Origin of the sequence: Albibacterium bauzanense, from assembly GCF_004339765.1 — a bacterium.
GTDB lineage: Bacteria > Bacteroidota > Bacteroidia > Sphingobacteriales > Sphingobacteriaceae > Albibacterium > Albibacterium bauzanense.
Genome location: NZ_SMGO01000003.1, coordinates 265,679 through 291,346 on the forward strand (window position 1 = coordinate 265,679; position 25,668 = coordinate 291,346).

At 36.3% G+C, this 25,668-nt stretch carries 19 protein-coding genes; 12 read left to right on the forward strand and 7 right to left on the reverse strand.

Annotation, left to right across the window (positions count from 1 at the left end; translation table 11 throughout):
• Positions 1-2: 2 nt before the first annotated feature.
• The 4 genes from thrC to C8N28_RS12500 all read right to left on the reverse strand — a co-directional run bounded on the left by thrC (position 3) and on the right by C8N28_RS12500 (position 5,816).
• On the reverse strand, positions 3-1,313 hold the full coding sequence (thrC, locus tag C8N28_RS12485; protein ID WP_132225412.1) for a threonine synthase: 1,311 nt from the start codon (positions 1,311-1,313) through the stop codon (positions 3-5).
• A 26-nt stretch (positions 1,314-1,339) separates the two neighbouring features.
• The gene (locus tag C8N28_RS12490) at positions 1,340-2,317 is read right to left on the reverse strand and encodes a homoserine kinase (RefSeq protein ID WP_132225413.1); all 978 of its coding nucleotides are present in this window, start codon (positions 2,315-2,317) and stop codon (positions 1,340-1,342) included.
• A gap of 12 nt (positions 2,318-2,329) precedes the next feature.
• Positions 2,330-4,783 carry a bifunctional aspartate kinase/homoserine dehydrogenase I gene (thrA, locus tag C8N28_RS12495; protein WP_132225414.1) on the reverse strand — a complete coding sequence of 818 codons (2,454 nt, stop codon included), beginning with the start codon at positions 4,781-4,783 and terminating at the stop codon, positions 2,330-2,332.
• A 274-nt stretch (positions 4,784-5,057) separates the two neighbouring features.
• Positions 5,058-5,816 (reverse strand): YoaK family protein, encoded by a 759-nt coding sequence (locus C8N28_RS12500; RefSeq protein WP_246012819.1) that lies wholly within the window; start codon positions 5,814-5,816, stop codon positions 5,058-5,060.
• A 160-nt stretch (positions 5,817-5,976) separates the two neighbouring features.
• On the opposite strand from C8N28_RS12500, the gene nagA reads away from it, so the two are divergent.
• The 3 genes from nagA to C8N28_RS12515 are packed head-to-tail and all read left to right on the forward strand — an operon-like array spanning position 5,977 to position 8,769.
• Positions 5,977-7,095, forward strand: coding sequence for an N-acetylglucosamine-6-phosphate deacetylase (nagA, locus tag C8N28_RS12505; protein WP_132225415.1), 1,119 nt, complete (start codon positions 5,977-5,979; stop codon positions 7,093-7,095).
• Positions 7,092-8,393 (forward strand): DEAD/DEAH box helicase, encoded by a 1,302-nt coding sequence (locus C8N28_RS12510; RefSeq protein WP_132225416.1) that lies wholly within the window; start codon positions 7,092-7,094, stop codon positions 8,391-8,393. Before nagA ends, C8N28_RS12510 begins: the two co-directional genes overlap by 4 nt.
• A gap of 1 nt (position 8,394) precedes the next feature.
• Positions 8,395-8,769 carry a YccF domain-containing protein gene (locus tag C8N28_RS12515; protein ID WP_132225417.1) on the forward strand — a complete coding sequence of 125 codons (375 nt, stop codon included), beginning with the start codon at positions 8,395-8,397 and terminating at the stop codon, positions 8,767-8,769.
• Here C8N28_RS12515 and C8N28_RS12520 read toward each other — a convergent pair whose 3' ends face one another.
• Both C8N28_RS12520 and C8N28_RS12525 read right to left on the reverse strand, forming a co-directional pair.
• Positions 8,770-9,636 (reverse strand): DUF72 domain-containing protein, encoded by an 867-nt coding sequence (locus C8N28_RS12520; RefSeq protein ID WP_132225418.1) that lies wholly within the window; start codon positions 9,634-9,636, stop codon positions 8,770-8,772.
• Positions 9,637-9,681: 45 nt separating this feature from the next.
• Positions 9,682-10,572, reverse strand: coding sequence for a CorA family divalent cation transporter (locus C8N28_RS12525; RefSeq protein ID WP_132225419.1), 891 nt, complete (start codon positions 10,570-10,572; stop codon positions 9,682-9,684).
• A gap of 212 nt (positions 10,573-10,784) precedes the next feature.
• On the opposite strand from C8N28_RS12525, the gene C8N28_RS12530 reads away from it, so the two are divergent.
• The 8 genes from C8N28_RS12530 to C8N28_RS12565 all read left to right on the forward strand — a co-directional run bounded on the left by C8N28_RS12530 (position 10,785) and on the right by C8N28_RS12565 (position 21,481).
• The gene (locus C8N28_RS12530; RefSeq protein WP_165870339.1) at positions 10,785-11,318 is read left to right on the forward strand and encodes a DUF4142 domain-containing protein; all 534 of its coding nucleotides are present in this window, start codon (positions 10,785-10,787) and stop codon (positions 11,316-11,318) included.
• A 27-nt stretch (positions 11,319-11,345) separates the two neighbouring features.
• Positions 11,346-11,957, forward strand: coding sequence for a DUF4142 domain-containing protein (locus C8N28_RS12535; protein WP_132225421.1), 612 nt, complete (start codon positions 11,346-11,348; stop codon positions 11,955-11,957).
• A gap of 213 nt (positions 11,958-12,170) precedes the next feature.
• On the forward strand, positions 12,171-12,761 hold the full coding sequence (locus C8N28_RS12540) for an RNA polymerase sigma factor (RefSeq protein ID WP_132225423.1): 591 nt from the start codon (positions 12,171-12,173) through the stop codon (positions 12,759-12,761).
• A gap of 144 nt (positions 12,762-12,905) precedes the next feature.
• The gene (locus C8N28_RS12545; protein WP_132225425.1) at positions 12,906-13,943 is read left to right on the forward strand and encodes a FecR family protein; all 1,038 of its coding nucleotides are present in this window, start codon (positions 12,906-12,908) and stop codon (positions 13,941-13,943) included.
• Positions 13,944-14,145: 202 nt separating this feature from the next.
• Positions 14,146-17,496 (forward strand): TonB-dependent receptor, encoded by a 3,351-nt coding sequence (locus C8N28_RS12550; RefSeq protein ID WP_165870340.1) that lies wholly within the window; start codon positions 14,146-14,148, stop codon positions 17,494-17,496.
• 12 nt (positions 17,497-17,508) lie between these two features.
• Positions 17,509-19,089, forward strand: a complete 1,581-nt coding sequence (locus C8N28_RS12555) for a RagB/SusD family nutrient uptake outer membrane protein (RefSeq protein ID WP_132225429.1) — start codon at positions 17,509-17,511, stop codon at positions 19,087-19,089.
• Between the two features lie 77 nt (positions 19,090-19,166).
• Positions 19,167-20,333, forward strand: coding sequence for an esterase (locus C8N28_RS12560; protein WP_132225431.1), 1,167 nt, complete (start codon positions 19,167-19,169; stop codon positions 20,331-20,333).
• Positions 20,334-20,344: 11 nt separating this feature from the next.
• Positions 20,345-21,481: an esterase gene (locus tag C8N28_RS12565; RefSeq protein WP_132225433.1), complete on the forward strand. Its 1,137-nt coding sequence runs from the start codon at positions 20,345-20,347 to the stop codon at positions 21,479-21,481.
• 113 nt (positions 21,482-21,594) lie between these two features.
• Here C8N28_RS12565 and C8N28_RS12570 read toward each other — a convergent pair whose 3' ends face one another.
• Positions 21,595-24,165 carry a TonB-dependent receptor gene (locus C8N28_RS12570; RefSeq protein ID WP_132225435.1) on the reverse strand — a complete coding sequence of 857 codons (2,571 nt, stop codon included), beginning with the start codon at positions 24,163-24,165 and terminating at the stop codon, positions 21,595-21,597.
• A gap of 580 nt (positions 24,166-24,745) precedes the next feature.
• Here C8N28_RS12570 and C8N28_RS12575 point away from each other — a divergent pair.
• On the forward strand, positions 24,746-25,651 hold the full coding sequence (locus C8N28_RS12575) for a LysR family transcriptional regulator (RefSeq protein ID WP_132225437.1): 906 nt from the start codon (positions 24,746-24,748) through the stop codon (positions 25,649-25,651).
• Positions 25,652-25,668: the final 17 nt, after the last annotated feature.

The following is a 25,668-nucleotide window of genomic DNA, read 5'->3' on the forward strand; positions in this document are numbered from 1 at the left end:
CATTAAGCCGGATAGTTCAAAAGGTAATTCTTAAACTCTGTATAACTAGTACTTAATAATTGTTTTTTCTGCTCTCTCTTTCTTAATTCATTTACGGATTCGGGAACCTTTATATTTTCACCAATTCCTTTTGGAAAAACGTCGGGGAATTTACAAGGATGCGCCGTAGAAAGAGCAACCAGTGCATAATCTCCAGGATTTTTAGAGCGATAAGCTTGACCAGCCAGCCAAGCAATCGCTGTATGCGGACAAACAATGTATTGATCTTTATAATAAACCTCTTCAATAGCAGCAGTAGTTTGCTTATCAGAATAAGTATCGGCTGTTAACTGCTTTTTAAGCGCGCTTATATCTTGATTGAATAAATCCATTATCCGATCCCAGTTACTCGGATTACCAACGTCCATAGCGTTTGACAGAGTTGCTATGGCAGTACGGGTTTCATAAGCTTCACCGCTTAAGAAACGAGGAACAACATCATTGGCATTTGTAGCTGCAATAAAGTGTTTAACAGGTAAACCCATTCTTACTGCAAATAGACCAGCTGTCAGGTTTCCAAAGTTTCCACTAGGTACAGAGAAAACCACATCCTTTATACCTTGTTTTACCAATTGGCTATAAGCATAAAAGTAGTAGAAAGTTTGCGGAATAAGACGAGAAATATTGATAGAATTAGCAGAAGTTAAGTTAAGCTTTTCATTTAGGTCATCGTCATTAAATGCCTTTTTAACAAGAGCTTGGCAGTCATCAAAAGTACCGTCAATTTCTAATGCATGAATATTTGAATCATTGGTACATAATTGCAATTCCTGAATAGGACTTACTTTCCCCTTTGGGAAAAGAATAGTTACCCTGGTATTAGGAACTCCTGTAAAACCCAATGCAACCGCTCCTCCTGTATCTCCGGATGTTGCAACCAGAACATCTAGTGTCTGATTACTTTTTTCAGAGAAGTAAGCCATAACCCTGCTCATAAACCGAGCGCCGAAATCTTTAAAAGCCAATGATGGCCCTTGAAATAATTCAAGAATATACGAACCATCCTTCAAAGCAACCAATGGAGCATCGAAGTTAACGGTTTCGTCAATAATTCTTTTAAGATCAGCAGAAGGGATATCATCCCCTATTATATTTTCAGCAACTTTAAAAGCAATCTCTGAAAAGCTATATTGATCAATATTTTTTATAAACTCTTCATCAAGTGTTGGTATAGATTCAGGCATATAAAGCCCTTTATCTTTGGGTAAACTAGCAAATACGGCTTCACGAAAAGGAACAAATGATTGTTTGCTATTGGTACTATAAAATCGCATAACGAATATATAATTAATGTAGAATATTAAATTTCTTTAGGTCCATCACTATTAATGGACGATACGTAAGTATTACACTCAATGCCATGAGCATTCAAATGTTTGCTGATTTTATGGCTAATTTCCTGGGCCAACTCTCTATTGGTTGTAAAAGAAAATACGGAAGGCCCTGATCCTGAAATACCAAAACTAAGAGCTCCGGCAGACATCGCTATTTTACGCATTTCATAAAATTCCGGAATTAATATAGCACGAGTAGGTTCAATTAGAACATCTTCCATACTTCGGCTGATTAAGTCATAATCTTCCATAAAGAGACCGCTTACCAAACCTGCAATATTTCCCCATTGCTGTACTGCATCTTTCAACAAAACCTTCTTACGGATCATTTCACGAGCAGCCCTTGTAGGAACATCAACATGAGGAAAGATAACTGAACAATATAGGTTCGCGGGAACCGGCAAATGTATGACATCCAAGGGCTCATAGCTTCTAACTAATGTAAAGCCTCCTAACAAAGAAGGAGCAACGTTATCTGCATGCGGATAACCACAAGCCAGTTCTTCACCCTTCATAGCCAAAGGCAAAAGTTCTCTTTGAGAAATAGGTTGCCCTAGCAATTGATTAATAGCATAAAGTCCGGCGACAGTACTTGCAGCGCTTGATCCCAAACCACTACCTATTGGCATATGTTTAAAAAGTTCAATCTCTACACCAATATCATTTCTCCCAATTAATTCCAAATAGTTCTGAACTGAAGCACTTACTGTATTCTTTTCGGCAGCCCAGGGTAAACGGCCATCGTCGCCCTGAATATTAACAATTTTAACGCCTGCTTCTTTTGTTCTGCGCATAATTACTTCATCACCCGGTTCATCTAAAGCAAAACCCAGAATATCATAACCGCAAATTACATTCGCAACAGTCGCAGGTGCAAATACACGCACCTCCTCTTTTAATTGTTTACCTACATGCGGTAAAGCCTTACTTTCTACAGATTCCATTATTTATTATCTTTATGCATTATGACCTACATTCACTAACTCTGCGAATACGCCCGCAGCTGTAACCTCTGCCCCCGCTCCTGGGCCTTTTACTACCAACGGTCTGTGGAAGTAGCGTTCAGTTGTAAACGATATTATATTATCACTTCCGGACAAGGTAAAGAACGGATGATTACTATCTACAAGAGCCAAACTAATATTGACTTTGCCGTTCTCTAACTTACCAATGTAACGAATAGCCTTATTCTCTGCTGCAGCTTTATCTTTCAACGCCTTAAAATGATCTTCAGAAGCTTTCAACTCTGCATAAAAATCATCTACAGATGATGCATTAAGACAATTATCTGGTAAAATATTTTCCAATTGAACATCTTCAGGCTCTAAAATCAATCCCGAATCACGTGCCAAAATTAAGAACTTTCTCATAAAATCAGAACCTTTTAAATCATCACGTGGATCAGGTTCAGTAAAGCCTAACTCTTGTGCAGTTTTCACTACTTCATAAAAAGTTTTATCACCATGATAATTATTGAAGATATAAGAAATTGTGCCCGATAAGATAGCTTCAATACTGATAATCTGATCACCACTTGTCATCAAATCCTTAAGCGTTCTTACAATAGGAAGTCCGGCACCAACGTTCGTTTCATAAAAGAAATCTACACCGTGTTTTCGTGCGCATTCACGTAGAGAACGATAGCGTTCATATTTACCAGAGTTTGCAAGTTTATTGCAAGTAACTAATGAAATATTTGAACTAAAAACATCTTCATAAAAACGAACCGGAGCTTCGCTTGCAGTATTATCAAGCAATACACAGTTGGGTAAGTTAAAGTCTTTCATTCTGGAAATAAAGCTTTCTAGATCTGCTTTTTCTCCCTCTCCTTCCAATGTATCTTTCCAATTACCCAAGTCTATTCCATCGACATCAAAATACATTTTACGACTATTGCTCATACCTATCATTTTCAATTCTATATCATTATTCTCTTGCAAGAACAAATGTTGTTTTTGAATTTGATTGAACAATGTCGAACTGATGTTTCCAGTACCTAAACAAAAAACATGAAGTGTAGTTTTTAATACAGAGAAGAATGCATCATGAACAGCATTTAAAGCTTTTGACAGATCGGTATGCGATATAATTACCGAGATATTGTATTCAGAAGAACCTTGTGCAATTGCGCGCACATTTATACCATTTCTTCCCATTGCATAAAACAACTTACCCGATATCCCTGGAGTTTGCTTCATCTTTTCACCAACAATAGCCAAAACAGACAGATTTTCTTCGAGCTCAGGAACATTGATTTTTTCAGCAGCAATCTCTAACTCAAATTCACTCTCTATAATTCTTTTAGCTTGCAAAGCATCCTCAGGATGAACTGCAAAGGTTATACTATGTTCTGAAGATGACTGCGTAATTAAAATAACATTAATGCTATTCTGAGCCAAGAGTGTAAATAACTTTCCACTAAAGCCCGCTTTCCCAATCATGCCACTTCCGCTGAGATTCAATATACTAACTCTATCAATAGAAGAGATTCCTTTAATTGGAAATATAGAATGACCACTATCACGCTGAATAACAGTTCCTGCAAAAGCAGGATTAAAGGAATTCTTGATTATAATAGGGATATCTTTCAGGAACGCAGGCATCATGGTAGGTGGATATATCACCTTAGCACCAAAATAAGATAGCTCCATTGCTTCTGTGTAAGATAATATGGGCAATGAAAAAGCTTTCTTAACAATCCGTGGATCGGCAGTCAACATACCATCAACATCTGTCCATATCTCTACTTGTTCTGCATCTAGTGCGGCACCAAAAATAGCAGCTGTATAATCACTTCCTCCTCTTCCTAATGTAGTTATTTTACCGGCAGCATTAGATCCAATAAAACCAGTTACAAAAAACATCTTTCCTGGATTATTTTCCCTAAAAGCTCTGATTAGGTTTCCAGATTCCAGGGCCTTTACGCGTGCATTTCCAAAACTACTATCTGTTTTAATCAAGTCGCTTGCATCTACAACCATCGTATCAGGAAAATATTGTGCAGCAACATGGCTAACCAGAAGTACCGAACAACGTTCTCCATAACTTAAGATACGATCTTTCGTTTGCAGGCTCAATTCCTGCAAAGTGAATACCCCTTGCAATAAATCTTCAAGTTCGTTGAGATAGATTTTAAGCTGTGTATAAACCGGATTCTGACCACGAACCGCGATTAGTTGTTTTACCACGTTGAAATGCAGGTTTTCTAAGGCTGTTAAATCACTTGCAAAATTAATCCCAACTGCAGCACCTTCGGCCATCTTTGAAAGTAGATTAGTTACTCCTTGCATGGCTGAAAGAACAATAATCGGTCTTTCTTCCAAGCTATCAATATCCTTCAATATTTTCATTAAACGGCTAATACTTTCTACTGAGCCGACAGAACTACCTCCAAATTTCAGTACTTTCATTATTTCTATATTACAAGTGTATTTTGTTTTTTATCCTAATCTTAATAATCTAATAAACAAAAAAGCGCCTCCCTGTGTAGAGGAAGGCGCTTCTGTTTATAGTATGCTTTATTACATCACAACATTACTGCCCCCTCGGTTATTAATAATACCGGTGGTAATAATAATGGATGTGATAATTGAATTAAATCTCACGTTCTTTTGTAAATTTTATCAAAGTAACTGTATAATTTTTAAAATTGCAAGGAATAAGTTAAAAAAACTATCATTTCACTTAATTATCAGTAAATATTCTTCGTTTCAAAAAATAAAGCTTGTATCGTATCAAATCATAGAACAAAGTAATAATCAAAAAGAAGGATGCTATAAGCAAAGTCTTCAGTTCATAATATTTGAAAAGGAAACCTCCTACAATACAACCAATAAAGAAAAACAAGATGATGGCCACCCTTAAATAGATACTCTGTTTCAGCCTCTTTACTTCAGAAGGAGCCCGATAAAATATAAGTTGAGCCAACTCTATTCCCAAATCTGTAAACAAGCCTGTTAAGTGAGTTGTCCTAACAATAGATTTAGACACCTGTGTAACCAATGAATTCTGAACACCCATCGCAAATAAGAGCGCTGATACTATTATATGTACATTATTTCCAGTGGTACCGTAAAAATAGCTATATACCCATACTAAAATCAAAACAAGGATCTCCACTATCATTGGTGGTAAGGCAGGCGAAAAATTTGATTTACTTCGTGAGGTAATTTCCGTTAACAAACCCGACAAAAACGAACCGAACAGAAAACATAGCACATACAATATAAAAACAAAGGCAAGTGTATAGTTTTCTAAAACCATCTCTTCTGCAAAAAACGCAAAATGGCCCGTAACGTTCGTTGTTAATGTTTTCACAGAAAAAACACCACAGATATTTACCATACCAGCAACGAAAGATAATAAGGTTGCTAATCGAAGGTTATGAGCAAGAGTTCTTCCCTTTCCATGATGACGAAACATATAACGATGCTTTTTATCCAAAAATACAATTTATTGGCCCGATCTGCATTTAATTATAATTAAATCATTTATGATTCATAATTTCACTTAATATTGAACTTATGAAACCATCATGAGTTCATAAAACTCACATTAGAGGCAAATGAATATTCATAACTTCGTCTCTTAAGAAATCACTCTGATGAAAACATTATTTATAAACGGAACTATTTTATTTGAAAATAAATTCCATAATAATCTGACAGTTGTTGTAGCTAACAATAAGATAGACAGCATTTATCGAACAGAGAAAGGTAAACAGCCCTTAGAGCAATTTAAAGTTATTGATTTAGAAGGCGATTACCTGGTTCCAGGTCTTATCGACTTGCAGTTATATGGAACTGGGGATAATTTCTTTGGTGGAGAACCTAGTATTCAAAATCTTGAAAATTTAGAAAATGATTTAATCCAACAAGGCATTTGTGGCTTTTTAGCAACAATCGCGACCAATACTGATGATATTGTCTTAAAAGCTATTGAAACAGCGAAGGCCTTTCGTCTTAAAAGTAAAGGAGCCTTTTTAGGTTTACATCTTGAAGGACCTTTTCTGAACCCAATAAAAAAAGGAGCACATCCAGAATCATTAATAAGAAAGGCTCAATTAAAGGAAGTAGAACATTGGCTTGAACTTGCTAAGGGAGAGATTAAAATGATGACTATTGCACCAGAACTTCAGGATGAGGAGGTTTTAAAATTATTACAAGATAACCATGTAACTTTATCAGTTGGACATAGCAATGCTAGTTACCAGGAGGCTAACGGCTTCTTAAATAAACAGGTCACAACTGCAACTCATTTATTTAACGCAATGCCTTCACTCCATCACAGAGAACCCGGTTTAATTCTATCTATTTTTGAAAAACAATCTTTTGCAAGTATTATTCCAGATGGTATTCATGTAAGTTATCCTATGATCGCTTTAGCAAAACGCGAGTTAGGTAAAAAACTTTTTATTATTACAGATGCGGTCGCTTCTTCTACAAGCGGGATCTATAAACACCAAAAGAAAATCGATCATTATGAAACTCCAGAAGGCATTCTATCTGGTTCAGCAATAACTTTATTAGAAGGAGTGAGAAACTGCATTAAAAATGTAGGAATAGAACCTTCAGAAGCGTTTGCGATGGCTTCTCAAATCCCAGCACAAGTTATCGGTATAGAAAATGAGCTAGGCAGTATTGCTATTGACAGAAAGGCAAATTTATTAAGGGTCGATAAAAATTTCGAACTGAAAGAAGTTTGGTTTACTTTTACAGCATGACAAAAGAGCTAATTCTTGAGAACTTAAAAATCCAGAAACTGAATGAAATGCAAATGGCCAGCATTCAAGCAGCTTCAACAAATGACATTACCTTATTAGCTCCTACAGGTTCAGGTAAAACCCTTGCTTTTCTATTTCCTCTATTAGCACGACTAAAAAAAGACACAAAAGGTGTCCAAGCTCTTATCCTTACACCTTCTCGCGAGCTTGCTGTACAAATAGAACAGGTTTGGAAACAAATGGGCACGGGCTATAAAGTTCTTTGCTGCTATGGAGGACATTCTACTAAAACAGAAAAAAACAGCTTTATTGAACCTCCTACTCTATTAATCGGTACTCCTGGTCGAATTTCTTATCACATCCGTAACGAAAGCTTTGATACTGCTAAAGTAAAAACTCTGGTTCTAGATGAATTTGACAAATCATTAGAATTTGGTTTCCACGATGAAATGAGCTTCATTCTTGAAAACTTAAGCAAGCTTTCAAGAAAAATACTGACTTCTGCAACCAAGCTTAATGATATACCTGACTTCGTTCAACTTGCTGAGAACGCTATTGAAGTCAACTTTCTAAAGGCAGACGAACATATCCCTAATATTGATATCAAAGCTGTATCTACAACAGCAGAAGATAAAGTAGAAACCCTGCTTTCTTTAATCTGCTATATTGGTAATAAACCCACTCTTGTGTTTTGCAATCACCGCGATGCAGTCAATAGGATTAGTGAAACCTTAGAAGATAGCGGCATCCAACATGGCATTTTCCATGGTGGAATGGAACAGGTAGATCGCGAAAAAGCATTGCTGCAGTTTAGAAATGGTAGCTATCATCTATTAATCTGCACTGATTTAGCATCCCGCGGACTTGATATTCCCGAAATTGCCTGCATCATTCACTTTCAATTAGGCAACGAAGAAACATTTATTCATAGAAATGGCCGCACAGCTAGAATGCAGGCAGAAGGAACCGCTTTCTTAATATTAAACGATGGAAAGTTTCCTGAATACCTAAAAGCAGTACCCTTAACCACCTTACCAGATAAAAACATTCTTCCACCTGCAACTGAATGGATAACTCTTTATATTGCAGCAGGGAAGAAAGACAAGATTAATAAAATAGATATTGTAGGAATGTTCTTACAGAAAGGTAAGCTTGCAAAAGACGACCTCGGCCGTATCGAAGTACACGATAAATCTGCTTATGCAGCGGTTAAGCGCACTAAAGTTAATCAGCTATTAAAATTACTGGCAAACGAAAAGATTAAAAACAAGAAGGTTAAAATTGGAATTGTAGAATAATATGAACTTAATAGGCAATATAATCTGGATTATCTTTGGTGGCTTTTTCGTATTCCTTGAATACCTGGTTGGCGGACTCATTTTATGTTTAACAATAATAGGAATCCCTTTTGGCATTCAATGCTTTAAGTTAGCCTTCGTTGCATTGGCTCCCTTTGGCATGGAATTTCAATCATCAGAAAGACCAACAGGGTGTGTATCAACCATATTAAATATTATCTGGATATTCTGCGGAGGAATATGGATCGCTCTTACCCATCTCCTTTTTGGAATCCTCTTATGTATTACTATTATTGGAATTCCTTTCGGAATGCAACACTTCAAATTAATGGGACTTGCTTTTACACCTTTCGGACAAGAATATAGCAGAAAGTAATTAAGCCATTTTAGGGACTTTAAGATCCAGGTCAAACCTCTTATTAAGTTTCTCAATGAAATAAGCTGAAAGTAAAGGAGACTCCTTTTCAACGTTCTGGTGCACAAAAAAATGTAATGACTCCAGACCTTCTGCCCTCCACTGTTCTATTCTTTCTAACCAATCGTCCAATCGAGTATAATCACTCGCATGATTTGCTCCAACATAACGAACAAATGCTTTCGGACTGGTTAAACGCATATGCAATAAGTCTCTTCTGCCAGCCGTATCTACAATAATAGGAGTTGTATTCTCTGATCTGAACAGCTCAAACACTTTATCAGTTACTGTCAAGTCACTAAACCATTCACTATTTCTCAATTCTACTGCCAATGGAATTACTTTAGGATATTCTTTCACAAACTTCTCTAAACGACCATAATCCTGTGGTTTAAAATTATCATGCACCTGAAGAAAGCTTATCCCTAAACGGTCTTCGAAATTACTGATCGCATCACAAAATTCAGTTACTTTATCTTCAACATTGCTAAGCCTTCCAAAATGACTGATAGCATTATTTACCTTTGGATAGAATTTAAAACCTTTCGATGTCTTATCTCTCCAAACCCGCACTTGCTCAGAACTTGGTGTTTTGTAAAATGTAGCATTTAATTCAATCGAGTTAAACTGCGTAGCATAATAAGTTAATTCATCTTTATTGCCTCGCGGATAAAAACCTTTCAGATCCTGCTTGTTCCACTTTGCACATCCCACATAAACTTCAAAAGATTTCTTATTGCCTGATGCAAGATTCTTCTTAGTATCTGCATGATCCTTCGGTAAGGTAAAATCTATCTCTCCCGGGTTTTCTATTTGACCAAAATTCATATAAAAACTATTAAATAAGCAACGTTCTATAAAGATTATTCAATCCTACAACCATTTCTTTCTCTTAAACCAAAGATAGACTATAATAGTAATCGCGATAATTACCATAACAACTATCGGATAAGACCATTTATAATGTAATTCAGGCATAAAAGCGAAATTCATTCCATAAAGCCCTACAATAAAGGTCGGAGGAAGCAAGAATACTGAAAAGATGGTTAAAACCTTCATTACCTCATTGGAGTTTTTAGAAGATAACGATAAATAAATATCAAGTAAATGAGTGGAATCCTCATGAGCCTGTTCAAAAAGCGTGTTGAGCTTTAAATGCAGATCTTTCAAGTCTTGCAAAACAACAATGTCATTATTCTCTACCGGTATCTTATTAATCACTTCTTTTGTTAATAAAACCAACTTCATACAAACAGAAGCCTTACGTCGAATAAGATATAAATCCTTTAATATTTCCTTAGTCAGCGGTTTCAAAAAGATCATCTCCTCATAGTCGTCAATATTTTTGGAAAGAGCGGAAACGGTGTTCTCGTACGACTGCAAAATATACCAGTTAATCTTCGTTACTAGTTCAATACTGCTATCATAGCTGCTTGCTTCAAATATCTTCTTTAAAAAAGGTTGCTTAATACGATGAACGGTAACAACCAAGTCTGCATTATAGAAAATAGCAACCTTGCTACTTATACCCTGTACCGTATGAGACTCAACAGGTATGTCATCTAACAATATACGTGTAATTGCGAATTGCATGTTTCCCAGGTTTTCATTCTTAGGAAGATGATCAGGCTGCAAACAATCACGTAAAGTATATTTATGCAACTTAAATTGCTTACTTATCTGTTTAATCTCTGCTTCGGATGGATTAGAAACATCAACCCATTTAAAACTCTGAGATTCCTTACTTAAATCAACAATTGCCATATCGTTCTTTTCTCAAAGATAAAATATTATTAGAAAGTAAGATTGAACAGCTTTAAACAATTTACTTCGTTACCCGTATTTATACTGATAACAAATGCGATTTCTACCATAAAATAAAATATGAAAACATAAGACTTCTTCATTAGTTGATAATGATAGTATTAATGTGAAGTGATATTTATTACTTCATAAAAATGGTTAAAAAGAATATTATGAAAAAATTAAGATTATTAAGTACTGTAATTATAGCTTTAATAACTGTACTAGCCTTTCAATCATGTGATGACGATGATGCAGATAACATCAGAATGGATAATCAAACATTTGTAACGAAAGCTTCAGGCAGCAATAACTTTGAAATCGCTGCAGGAACGTTAGCAATGTCTAAGGGTGAAAGCGAACTTGTAAGAGACTATGGAAATCATATGGTAGAAGATCATACGGCTGTTGGTGTTGAATTATCAGCCCTTGCAGAATCAAAAGATTGGATTATATCAACAGAATTACAAGCAGAAGACAAAATTAAAATAGCCACTCTTACCGCCTTAACAGGTACAGCTTTCGATAAAGAATATGCTGAAATAATGGTAGAATCTCATGAAGACGCTGTCGACCTCTTTACTAGCGCTTCAGGTTCAAATGGTGTTATGGATACAGAATTAAAAAGTTTTGCTTCCGGAAAACTACCCACTCTAAAAACACATCTTGAAGAAGCTCAAACTTTGGAGGCTGAAGTGGATAACTAGTATGACATTATTTTTAAAAATAAAATTATGAAAAAGTCAAGTTATTTGATCGTCTTTGCAATTCTTTTATGGGGATTACAAGCTTGTAACAACCGTAGTAAAGATAGCGTTGATTTAGCTGAAGATGCTAACAACACCAGTCAGGATACATCAGTGTATAGAACTGTTCCTGACTTAGGTGTAGCAACCAATGAGAGTTATAATGATGCTGACTTTGCCGTTCAGGCTGCCGATGGTGGAATGACAGAAGAGCAATTAGGAAAAATTGCATTAACCAATGCTCAAGACCAGCGAGTAAAAGATTTCGGACAAAGAATGATTACCGATCATGGCAAAGCAAATAAAGAGTTAATGACGTTAGCAAAAGAAAAAGGCATCGTCCTGCCAACTACAATTAGTAGAGAAAACTCCGAACATATGGCAGATTTAAATAACAAGAACGGTACGACCTTCGATAAAGATTATATGGACATGATGGTAAAAGATCATAAAAAAACCGTTCAGTTATTTGAAACAGCATCTCAGCAAGGAAAAGATGCAGATATAAAAGCTTTTGCTACTAAAACCTTACCAACACTGAAGCAGCATTTAGAATCTGCAGATTCATTGAATAATAGTTTAAAGGATGTTAATCAATAATAAAGGCTTAAGACTAAACATATCATATTTAGAAATGGCTCCATAAAATTTTGGGGCCATTTTTCGTAAAGGGTTATTTTAACAATAAATTCTTTCTTATTTAAATTTTTCCTATTTTCGGTCTAAGCATTCAATGCGTCTAACAGACACTAAAAGCTATAAGCATTGCTTATTACACCATATAAACCATTTTAAACTAAAAATCACTAAGAATTGAACATTCATAAAAAAGACGATGCATTTTTATGGAATAAATTGAAGGGAGGCTGTACCACAGCATTGGGCAATTTATATGATCTTTATATCGAGGAGTTATTTTCTTATGGAATTAAAATACATCAGAACCGAGAATTCGTTAAAGATTGTATACATGATCTATTCTTAGACCTATACAAGTACCATAATAATTTAGCAAAAACAGACAATGTAAAATATTACTTGCTTCTATCCTTAAAAAGGAAAATCATTAAAAACATTCAATTAAACAAAACTCATCTTCCAGAAATAGATATCCTTAATACTTACAATCAAGAATTTTATATAGGTTCTATCGAAGAAGAACTAATCAAAGAAGAAAGCTTTGCCGAGCAAGACTTAAAACTTACAAAAGCATTAGATCTTCTTTCGAAAACTCAAAAACAAGGCTTATATCTCCGTTTTAATAAAAACAAATCATACGAAGAAATAGCTAAAACAATGAACATTACAGTCCAAACCTCGCGAACCACAATTTATAGAGGAATAAAATCTTTAAGAAAAAAGCTGACTTTGCTTAGCATCATTATCTCAAGTATTCCTCTCTAGCTCTCAAGTATTCCTCCTTAAACTCTTCTTTGAAAAAGAAAAACATTCAGCAATAAAAATTTATTTTAAAATAACTGTCTATAAAAGCCTACTTCCTTACTTATATATATAAAGACAAAATTCATCACGTCTCTATATAAAATAATGAAAGACAGTAACACAAACGAAACACCTTCTCTAACACAAGAAGAAAAAGACAACTTAAAAAAACGTATTACCCATTCTATATTTTCATATAAAAGAAAACTTAGGATCAAATATGCCATCGCAGCTAGTCTTATCCTATTTCTTTCTATAGGTTTATTTCTTCATTACAATCATTCAACACCCCTCCAATCAATAGATAATGAAAAATATACATCCTTACTTCAAAATTTAAATGCTGATACCCTACAAAATGTGACATTGGTTTTAAATGAGAACCAAAATATTGATATAGCAGATAATAACTCAAGCATCTCCTACTCCTCCACAGGTGAAAAGATCAAGATCGGCAACTCACAAATCGTAGATGACAATACGCGTGTGACCATGAATACTTTAATCGTTCCCTATGGCAAAAGAACAAAGCTTCAACTATCTGATGGAAGCACCGTTTGGCTCAATTCAGGTTCAAAACTGGCCTACCCTGCTAGTTTTAATGAAGATAAAAGAAAAGTATACCTAGAAGGGGAAGCTATTTTTGAAGTTACTCATGACAAATCACATCCATTCATGGTTATTGCAAAAGATTTCGAAATTGAAGTACTGGGAACAGTATTTAATGTAAGTAATTATAGCGATGACCCTTCCATCAACACAGTTCTAAAAAATGGAAGTGTAAAAATCCAATACAAAGGAAATTCAATCAAAGATCAAAGTCTTATTATTAAGCCGGGTACGTTTGCCTCCTATTCTAAAGACTCACGCAGTATTTCAACAGCTACCGTCGATGTAGATAAATATTTTTCATGGAGAGATGGTATCATAATCTTCAAAAATGATAACCTAAAAGATATTATGAAACAATTATCGCGCTACTACAATGCATCTATTGAGATTAAAAACAAGCGGCTCGAAAATCAGACATTCTCAGGTTCACTGGATTTAAAAGAAACAGTAGAACAGGTTCTGAACATCATTAAAGAAACATCGGATTTCGAATTCGAAAAGACAACAAATAACCAATTTATTATTAACTAAAAACCAGGAAATATGAAATAAACATCAACTAACCTAATTAAAAAAGTCAGAAGATGCGCTAACATCCTCTGACAGTCGATTTAACATCGCTGGAAATCCAGCAATACTAAAATTTTAGAAAAACAAAATTATGAATAAAAATCGTATTGCCCCCAATAATTGGGAGAGGCACCGAATTTTCAGGTTTAAATTTTTAACCGCTATGAAAATATTTGTACTGTTGACTTGCATCGGACTAAGTTCTGCATATGCAAATGCATCATATTCTCAAACCAAAATGGATGTTAAAGTCCAAAGTGTAGGTATTGAGGACTTATTTAAACAAATTCAAAACTCAAGTGAATATATCTTTTTTTATAAAGATGGTATCCTGAATAAAAACCGGAAAGTATCTCTGAATCTAAAAAATGCAACACTCCCTCAGATTCTTGATGAAGTTTTCCACAACACCAACCTCGATTATAAGATTGATGACAGACAGGTAGTTATCAGACAAAAAGCAATGGTTCTCTCAAAAGAAACCCTAGTTGCTAATGTTCAAGCACAGCGGTTTAGAATTTCAGGAACTATAGTCGACCAACAAGGGCTAGTATTACCAGGAGCAAATATTACAGAAAAAGGAACCAGCAATGGTGTGGTTTCTGATGTAAATGGCAATTACTCCCTTGAAGTAAGCAACCGTAATGCAATCCTTCAAGTCTCTTATATTGGATATACTCTAAAGGAGATCAATGTTAATGGACAAGATAGAATAAACGTTTCATTAAGTGAAGACGCAACAGCATTAGAAGATGTTGTTGTTGTTGGTTATGGCGTTCAACGAAAAAGCGACTTAACCGGGTCTATATCACAAGTAAAAGCTGCTGATATAGAAAACCGTACCGTTACTACAGCACAACAAGCATTACAAGGTAAAGCTGCTGGTATCCAGGTTATACAAACTTCTGGAGCTCCCGGCAAAAATGCCACCGTACGTATCCGTGGGTATAGTTCTAACTCTGCCTCTGAACCTTTATATGTAGTTGATGGCTTAAGAATAAGTGATATCGGTGCCATTGATCCTAACAACATTGAAAGCATGGAAATTCTGAAAGATGCTGCATCTGCTGCGATATACGGCGCTGAAGCAGGAAACGGAGTAGTCTTAATTACTACAAAAAAAGGAAAACAAGGCAACGGAAAGATAACATATGATTATATGTATTCAGTAAATGAGTTAAACAAGATTCCTAAAATCATGAACTCCAATGAATATATCAATTACATGACCGAAGGAAACATCATCACAGAAAATGAGATATCCTCATTATGGGATGGTAAAACAAGTACTAAATGGACAGACGTAGCTTTTGAAAACTCAGTAATGCAAAGACATAATCTAGGTTTTCAAGGAGGAAATGACAAAGGTTCTTATTATGTATCCTTATCACACTTAAACCAGAATGGTATCATCAAAGGCGATAACGATGTTTATAAACGCCTAACCGGAATGATCAATGCTGATTACAAGATAAAGCCTTGGATAAAAATAGGAACAACAAATGTTCTCGAAAAATGGGAAACTAAATCGGTTTCTGAAAACTCTGAATATGGTAGCTTGCTGGCATCCGTTTTAACGATGGATCCACTAACTCCGGATGTATACGATGCTGACAAATTACCTCCTTTTATGCAAAACCTTCTCGATAATGGAAGAGTATTGCTCAGAAACCCACAAGGCCAGTACTATGGTTTATCTCAGATCTTTGAATCAGAGCAAGTTCATCCGGGAATTATGCGCGATAACAGTGTAGGTAACAATGGGGGTTCAAATCTTTTAGGAACTCTATTTGCCGATATTACACCCATCAAAAACCTAACTTTCACATCGAAACTGGGTTATAGAGGCTCATTTGGCAACGACTATACATTTGCAAAAATATATTATGCAAATGCCGTAACCTATAGAAATGACATCAATGTAAGCCGTACTTCAAGAAACAGCATCTATTACCAATGGGAAAATTTCGCGAATTATAATTTTAGCGTAAATGATCACAACTTTACAGCCCTCTTAGGTACCTCCTATCAGCACAGTGAAAGCACATCTGTAAATGGAGCAGGGAATGCAATTACTAAAGATGATCCTTTATATTGGGATTTAGGCTATCTAACACCTTCAGCTACTAAAACTGTTGGCGGAGGCTCCAATTACTCTCGTAAGATGTCATACTTCGGGCGTATCAATTACAACTACCTGGATAGGTACTTATTCCAGGCATCAATTCGTAGAGATGCCAGTGATACATCGGTATTGCCTTATGAAAACAGATGGGGAACTTTCCCGGCCTTTTCTGCAGGTTATGTAATTTCAGAGGAAGATTTCTTTCCAGAAATCAATGCCCTTTCATTCCTAAAACTAAGAGCAAGTTGGGGACAAAATGGCAGTACAGGCCCTTTAGGAGGTTACGCATACAGAGCTGCAATAACTTCAGGCGGAAGCTACCCGTATACAGATGATATTATCTATCAAATTGCATCATCACCTTCACGTTTAAGCAATCCAGAATTAAAATGGGAAACCTCAGAGCAATTAGACTTTGGTTTTGATCTAAGGGCATTCAAGAATCGTTTATCGTTGTCTTTTGATTATTACGACAAAAAAACCAAAGATCTCCTAGTTGCAATTACACCACCCTATGAAACTGGTGTAAGTACCACTACAGTAAACGCAGGTAATGTATCTAACAGAGGGTTAGAATTAGAACTGGGCTGGAATGATCAAATCAATGATTTCTCTTATGGTATCCGTGGAAATATAGCCACCCTTAAAAACAAAGTAACCTATTTAGATCCTAGTATCTCAAGAATAAGTGGAGCCTCTTACCATACAAACCAAGGAATAACAGCTTTTGAAGAAGGTTTACCAGTATGGTATTTTAGAGGATATCAAGTAGAAGATATCGACAATGCTACCGGTAATCCAATATTCAGAGATCAACTGACTGTAGATAGTAATAAAGATGGCATCAATGATCAAACAGACGGAATAATTAACGATGATGATAAGGTAATGATTGGAAGCGCGATCCCAGACTTTACTTATGGCATTACATTATCAGCTGCTTATAAAGGATTTGATTTAACTGTTTTTGGTGCCGGCTCTAAAGGAAATGATATTTTCAATGCTCTTACAAGAACAGACCGTCCTAGAGGAAATAAATTGTCTATATTTTATGATGATCGCTGGACTCCAGAGAACCAAAACGCACAATACCCTCGTCCAAATGCAAATGGAGAAGATAAATATTGGATTAGCGATGCAGCAATCTTTGATGGTTCTTTCTTCAAGATCAAACAAATTCAAGTAGGCTACAGTCTACCTCAAAAATTCTCAAAAGGCTTTCTTAGCAATAGCAGAATTTATGTTTCCCTTGACGACTGGTTTACATTTACAAAATATCCAGGCATGGACCCTGAAGCATCAGCAGGTTCAACTTCTGCATTGGGTGTAGACAAAGGTTCATACCCTATTTCAAGGAAAGCAGTTGTAGGTATAAATTTAACTTTTTAATTTTTAGAAATTATGAAATCAAAAATATTTTATACAAGCCTGCTATGTATGTTTATTATTCTTAGCAGCTGTAAAGATTCACTAATAGTTCCACAAAAAGGCGCAACCAGTACTGAAGACTTTTACAAAACAGATAGCGATGCACAAGAAGCAATTGCGGCTGTATATTCAGCTTGGAGAGGCTCACAATTCAATCAATATTTTCTAAAGAACCTTCTTTCCGACGATATAATTACTGGAGGAGGAGCTCGTGGAGATAATGCTCAATTTGAGCAAGTCAATGAATATAACTTCGGGCCTGCAAACACAACAGTAAGCGGTGTTTTCTCAAGTTACTATAATATCATCTATCTTTCTAACCAGGTAATAAATAATTTAGAAACAGATACAGATATAAAAGCCAGAGCAAATGCAGAAGCAAAAGTCGTACGCGCAGCAATTTATTTTGATCTGGTTACTCTATGGGGTGCAGTACCATTAGTAACAGCAGAATTAACTCCCAGCGAATATCAGCAACCAAATGGTAATATAGCAGACATTTGGAAACAGATCGAAACAGATTATACAGAAGCGATTGCCAGTGGAGCTTTGCCGAAAAAAGGCAGTGCTAAGAATTTAGCTGAACCTGCGCGCTTAACAGAAGAAGCAGCCATTGCCTTTCTTGGAAAAGCTCAAGTATTTCAAGGTAAAAACGCAGAAGCGGCAACTACCCTGAAGAAAATAATAAACCCTGGAAAATATAGCTTATATGCAGATTATGAAAACGTATTGCGTGCAGTAGCTGATTTCAATAACGAGTCTATTTTTGAATTTAACTCTATTAATGACCCTGATAATGCACTGAATCAAGGCAATACCATCCTTGGAACCATGTTAGGCTATCGTAGTGATAAATTAAATTTAACAGGTTATTATTCTGGTGTCCAGCCTATCTATCCAGCAGGATGGGGTTTTGCAAGCCCTAGAGTTGGTCTTTATAATGCCTTCGTACAAATGGAAGGTACAAACGGATATCGATTAAATAACACCATAAAAACATATAAAGATTTAATGGCAATGACCATCACCCTTAATCCAGGAACAGGATTATATGGAAATGAGGGTTATTTCAACTGGAAACAACGTTACATAGGCTCTGAAGTAATCCCAACTTCTTTTGGATTCACAATAACAGCCAACTATCGTGTAATGCGCTATGCTGAAGTTCTATTATTAGCCGCTGAAGCGTCTATTAAATCAAATGACCCAGCAAGCGCACTTACTTATGTAAATATGGTTCGTGAACGTGCCCATTTAACAAAACTGGGATCGGTTACCTTAGATGATATCAAGAAAGAAAAACGTTTAGAACTTTGTTTTGAAGGTGTAAGATTTCAAGATCTGGTTCGCTGGGGAGATGCAAAGAGTGCATTAGAAAACCAAGGTAAAAATGTTCCTGTATTCTTTGGCGTAAAAGGAGACGGTTCATTCGATGTACAATATCCGTATACAAATACTGTCTTTGGTTTTATAACAGGGAAACATGAATTACTCCCTTTCCCGGAACATGAAATGAACGTTAACAAACAAATTGATCAAAACAACAATTGGTAGATATATTCAGGTAGCATATCAAATATAGGTATGCTACCTATTTTAATTCAAATAAATAAATCAAATCAAATCAAACAATGAAAAAACAAATCGTTTTAACAATCTTCTTAGGGCTACTTTGCATTGCCTCTTATGCGCAACAGGCATTAGGTGGCGCCACAAACATCATTTCTCCAGAGGTCAATAGCAATCAAACAGTAACCTTCAGATTGCTTGCACCCAATGCAACAGAAGTAAAAGTATCAGGCGATTGGATGCCGGCGGAAGGCTGGGTACCTGGATCTGTAAATATGACTAAAGGAGAAGGAGGAATCTGGACTTATACAACCTCTGCTCTGCCATCCGACTTATATATGTACTCATTTCTCGTTGATGGATTTAAAACTACAGACCCTAATAATGTTTATCTAATCAGAGACGTAGCTTCTGTAACCAATGTCTTTATCGTTGGGGATGGAAAAGCAGATCTATACCAGGTAAACAATGTACCTCACGGAACTGTAGCTCGCAGATGGTATGATTCACCAGGAAATAACAAAAAGAGAAGAGTAACAATCTACACTCCGCCAAACTACGAAAACAGCAATGAAAAATATCCTGTTCTTTACCTTTTGCATGGTATGGGAGGAGATGAAGAAGCTTGGATAGCATTAGGAAGAACATCACAAATTATGGATAACCTGATTGCCCAAGGAAAAGCAAAACCAATGATCGTGGTAATGACCAATGGAAACGTTGCTCAGGAAGCAGCCCCGGGAGAATCAAGCCTCGGTTTCTACAAACCAACCATGCAGCTTGAAAACACAATGGATGGTAAAATGGAAGAAACCTTTTCTGACGTAATCAAATTCATAGAAAGCAATTACCGTGTAAAGGCTGATAAAGCGAATCGTGCAATCGCAGGTTTATCTATGGGAGGATATCACTCATTACACATATCAAGATACTATCCTAATACTTTCGATTATGTAGGTCTATTTTCTGCTGCTATTATGCCCAGTCAAACAACATCACCTGCATATGCAGACTTCGATAACACATTACAAAAGCAAAAAGATAATGGGTATAAACTTTACTGGATAGCTATCGGCAAAACAGATTTTCTTTACAAAACCGTAACCGAGTACAGAGAGAAACTTGATAAAATAGGTATGAAATATCAATACAGAGAAAGCGAAGGCGGCCATACCTGGACCAATTGGCGCGATTATCTTTCAGAATTTGTACCCTTATTATTTAAATAAACTCAAGAATTATGAAAAAGTCAATTATTCTAACTTTTATTATAGCTTTATGGAGCATAGCTTCTTTCGCCCAACAAGCTTTGGGAGGTGCAACAAATATTATCTCTCCAGAAGTTCATAATAATCAAACAGTTACTTTCAGGCTTCTGGCGCCCAATGCAAAAGAGGTAAAAATTTCCGGAGATTGGATGCCTGCTCCCCGCTCGGCAGATATGACCAAAAATGCAGATGGCATTTGGACTTATACTACCTCTGCTCTGGCATCCGACTTATATATGTACTCCTTCTTTGTTGATAGGTTTAAAACCACCGATCCTAATAACGTCTATTTGATAAGAGATGTAGCTACCGTAACCAATGTCTTTATTGTTGGAAATGGAAAGGCAGATCTATATCAAGTAAATAACGTACCTCATGGAACCGTTGCCCGTAGATGGTATGATTCGCCAGGAAATAATAAAAAAAGAAGAATAACCATCTATACTCCTCCAAACTATGAAAATACCAACGAGAAATATCCAGTTCTTTATTTATTACATGGTGCCGGTGGTGATGAAGAAGCTTGGATAGCTTTAGGAAGAGCTTCTCAAATCATGGATAACCTGATTGCCCAAGGAAAAGCAAAACCAATGCTTGTAGTAATGACCAACGGAAACAATGCTCAAGAGGCAGCTCCGGGAGAATCAAGTATGGGAATGTATAAACCATCTATGCAGGTAGCAAATACACCAGGAAAAATGGAAGAAACTTTCCCTGATGTAATTAAATTTATTGAGAGCAATTACCGCGTAAAAGCTGATAAAGCTAACCGTGCAATTGCAGGATTATCTATGGGAGGTGGACATACAATAAATATCTCCAGATTACATCCAAATACATTTGATTATATGGGCGTATTTTCTGCTCCGGGTGCTGCAGATGGAAATGCTGAATATGATAAAACATTAGAACAACAAAAAGCAAACGGATTCAAACTTTATTGGATTGCTGTAGGCAAAACAGATTTTCTATTTGATCGTGTAACAGCCTATCGGGCAAAGCTTGATCAAATGGGCTTTCCATACAAATACAGAGAAAGCGAAGGCGGTCATACCTGGACCAATTGGCGTGATTACCTATCAGAATTTGCTCCAATGTTATTCAAATAATAAAAAAGCAGGGGCACTCATAAATTTATGAGTACCCCTGCTTTTTATTATAATTGAGCGTCAGTTCTCTAGAACTAATCTTCTTCCTTTAGTTATAGATAGCAAAAATAATCTTAAAAACCATAACGTAAAGTCACTCCGAAAGTTCTTTGATCTCCAAGTACGCCGGCATAATGACCAGCATTACCACCTGCTGGCAATAGTTGTTCAAAATAATCCTTATCAAGCAAATTACGGCTCCATATATAGCCTGAAAGGCCGTAGGGAGCTTTAAAACCAGCTCTGGCATTAAGCACTGTATAACCGTCAATATTTAAATAGGTTGATGGAGATGAACTTGACGAGAATGAAGAACGGAAAGAGTCATCCAACGCAATAAAGAATTTCACATCTTTACCGATAGATTTAGCTGCGATAGCAAATTCGCCACCAATTGATCCGGCCCATTTTGAAACACCGGGAAGTACCCCTCCTGAAATATCTTTAAATGCTACCTGTACCCCATCTACTGTTAAACCTGTTTCTTCCAACGGAAGCGGTGCATTTGTGAATTTAACATATTTTGCATCCGTATAAGCAGCAGCTCCATAGAAAGAAAAGTATTCATTTACCCTAATGTTAGCATCAAACTCAATACCCTTTACGTTAACTTTCTCAGCATTTGCAATATAACCACGATTAACACCTAATTCTGCTGATTGAACATTGGTCTGATAATCCTTAATATCCGAATTATGGAACGTTAAATTCAATGTCAGGTTATCTGTTGGAGTAGTCTTAATCCCTAACTCATAATGCTTTGTATCTTCAGGTTTGATAACTGCCAGATCTGTTGCCGCTTCACCATTAATAGTTGGCAAACCAGCCACATTAACTCCTACAGGCTTAAAGCTAGTAGAATAAGTAGCAAAGGCATTAATACGTCTGCTAGGTTTGTAAGCTACCGTAAGCTGATAAGTGAAGTTGTTTTCATCAGCATCTGCTTTATATTGTTGACTGCTATAAACAGCATTTTTTAATGCAATCAATGCCGGATCAGTAGTTTCCAAACCACCTTTGGCAATCCGGTTATAATCAACAACCTTCTTATCATAGTTAAAGCGAGCACCCGGCAAAACATGCAAACCTTCTACAATTTCCCAATCCAGACTAGCAAATACTGCCGCACTTTGAGATTTGATAGAAGCATTTGTGTAGATACCATACCCTTCAAAAAGCCCGGGAGTTTTCCATAATTCACTGGTTGAGTTCTGTGAAAAACGCCATTGAGCTGAGCCAGATTCTTCAGTACCCGTAGTTTTAACTTCTTGATCCATGTAAAATACACCAACAACACCACTTAAATTAGAAGATAGCTCACCTGCATAACGAATTTCCTGCGACCAATTTCTATGTTTCGAAGGATTTTGTGATTTTGATAATGCCTGTAAACCTGTAAAATCCCGGTCATTAGAAGGATCCCAATTCCAATAACGCCATGCAGTAGTAGAAGTTAAAGTACCCGGTCCTATTTTAGCATCCAAATTCAAAGAAACACCACCCAATTGATTGCCCGATCTCCAAGGAGTATCATGATCTATTTTACGATCAAAAGCATTTAAGCTTGGCAGCGAATAACCAAGATCTGCAGTTATCGCATCAAATTGGCGATATGCAGGGCGTAATGTAGGTGCAACTCCTGCAACAACTTGCGCATAACCATCAGGTTTTTGATCAGTAAAATCTCCGGCAAGTGTAATAGAAAGATTCTCTGAATACTTGTAAAGCAGCTGAGCACGTAAACCCAGGTTATTGATATCATTAACAGAATATCCTGTTTTTACATTTTCAATCAGCCCGTCGCGTTGTGTTCCTGAAAAAGAAAGACGCGCAGCAAATTTATTGCTCAATGGGCCGGATATGGAGGCTTTTGCTTGAATATACCCATAATTCCCAAAACTGGTCTCAAAGGTAGCTTCTGGTATAAAACTAGCTTTACGCGTTATGATATTGAACGCCCCCGCACTTGTATTTTTACCAAACAACGTACCCTGCGGACCGCGCAATACCTCAATACGCTCTACATCAATAAAATCAATGGTTGCAGCCGCCGGACGAGCATAATATACACCGTCTACGTAAAACCCAACACCTGGATCAAGACCATCATTCGTAAGTCCGAATGGTGAACCTATTCCACGAATATTGATTCCTGTATTACGAGGATTAGATGTATAAAGCTGAACCGATGGAATAAGCTCTTTTACTCTATTGACATTAAAGGCGCCTGATTGTTCAATTTGGCTACCTCCTATCACCGAAATCGGGATAGGCACTTCCTGCAGGGCTTCTGAACGTCTTCTTGAAGTTACAACAATCTCATCCAGCAAAGAACTTTCAAGCAAAACTAACTCGACAGGTGTATCCTGAATTTGCAATATCTGAAAATCCTGGGCTTTGTAACCAACAGAACTAACCTGAAGGTAAAATGGAGGCTCTTGCCTTGAAGTAATACTGAAGGCTCCATTTTCATCTGCACTTACAGAAATATTAGTGCCTCTTATTACCACAGTCGCATGTGGTACCGGAACTCCATTAGTGCGCTTTATTATACCTGTTACAGGACTTTGCGCATAAGTAAAACCTGTGGAAAGCACGGTGCTTCCAAGGGTTAAAATAAAAAATAAGGTAATTATAGATTTCATGACTTGTCTTTGATCTTTAAATAAAAAATTAATTATGATATAAATACTGTGTTTAAATTGAATTACAGGGCTGTTTCAACATAAACTATCATAAACGATAAAGACTTTTTCGGGGTTTAAAACTGGATTTCGATTTGTTTTCATATATTGTCTACTGAATTAGTCGACAATATTAAAACAAGTTTTTCACACCACAAAATAAAATCTACTATTTTTATAGACTTTATAAAAATAAGGGACTTCAAGCAGCTTTAGATAATACTTAATCTTACCTTGCTTTACGTCTTAGAAGTATTCATGCACTATCCATGCGCTATATCTCAGCTTTTTTAAAATAAATAACGTAGATGTAGCACTAGAACGAGAAAGAATGTTTTCAATCATCTAAAGGAAAGTACAAGTGATTTAACAACTTTACTTCATCAAAATGTAATTATTCGATGATTGTTTATAATTATCCATTTATAGACTATAATATCTATAGTTATTATCAGTAAATTGCATAGTATACATTAAAAACTTTCATGCAAATCTCTCTTGATGTTATTTATCAAGACCTACATTTGATCAATCAACCACAATGGAAATACGATATCTCAGACTAATTAAGGCTATAGTTGAAGAAGGCAGCATCACTAGAGCAATGGATGTACTCCACTTATCTCAAAGTGCTTTAAGCTACCAACTCAAAGAAGCAGAATTACAAGTAGGAACCTTAGTCTTCTATCGTAGAAATAAAAAACTAATACTTACTCCTGTTGGCAAAAAGCTCTATGCAGTTGCTAATAAGGTCATTAAAGAACTAGACTCTGCCGAATCTGAAATAAAAAAGATGATGAATGGCGAGAATGGTGTCATCCGCATCAGCACTGAATGTTATACAAGCTATCATTGGCTACCAGCAGTTCTTAAAAAATTCAAGGGAGAATTTCCAAATGTGGAGATCGAAATCGTGTTTGAAGCAACACACCGTCCGATAGAAAAGCTGATAGAAGGTGAATTGGATTTAGCAATAACCAGCAATCCGGAACAGATTGAGCAGATTGAGTTTGTACAGCTCTTCTCAGATGAAATGCTTGCTGTAGTTTGTAACCACCACCCTTGGGCAAACAGAGAATATGTAGAGGCCGAAGACTTTCAGGATGTTTCATTGATTATTCATTCTTTACCTCTTGATACCGTTTCTATTTTCAGAACGCAATTGACTCCAAAGGGTATTAACCCTAAAAAGCTAATCGTATTGCCTCTTACTGAAGCATCGATAGAGTTAGTTAAAGCAAACATGGGTGTTATTGTATTGGCCAACTGGGCCTTACAACCCTATTTAAATGATGAGATTAAAGCCATAAAGATTAATCCGGAAGGCTTTTTCCGACAGCAGTATATCGCCAGGATCCGTAATCGGGACTACCCTGTTTACTTCGATTACTTTATCAAATTTCTTCGGGAAGAAATTAAGTTGGATACACAAACCATCAAGAATTAAATGTTTAACCTTAAATA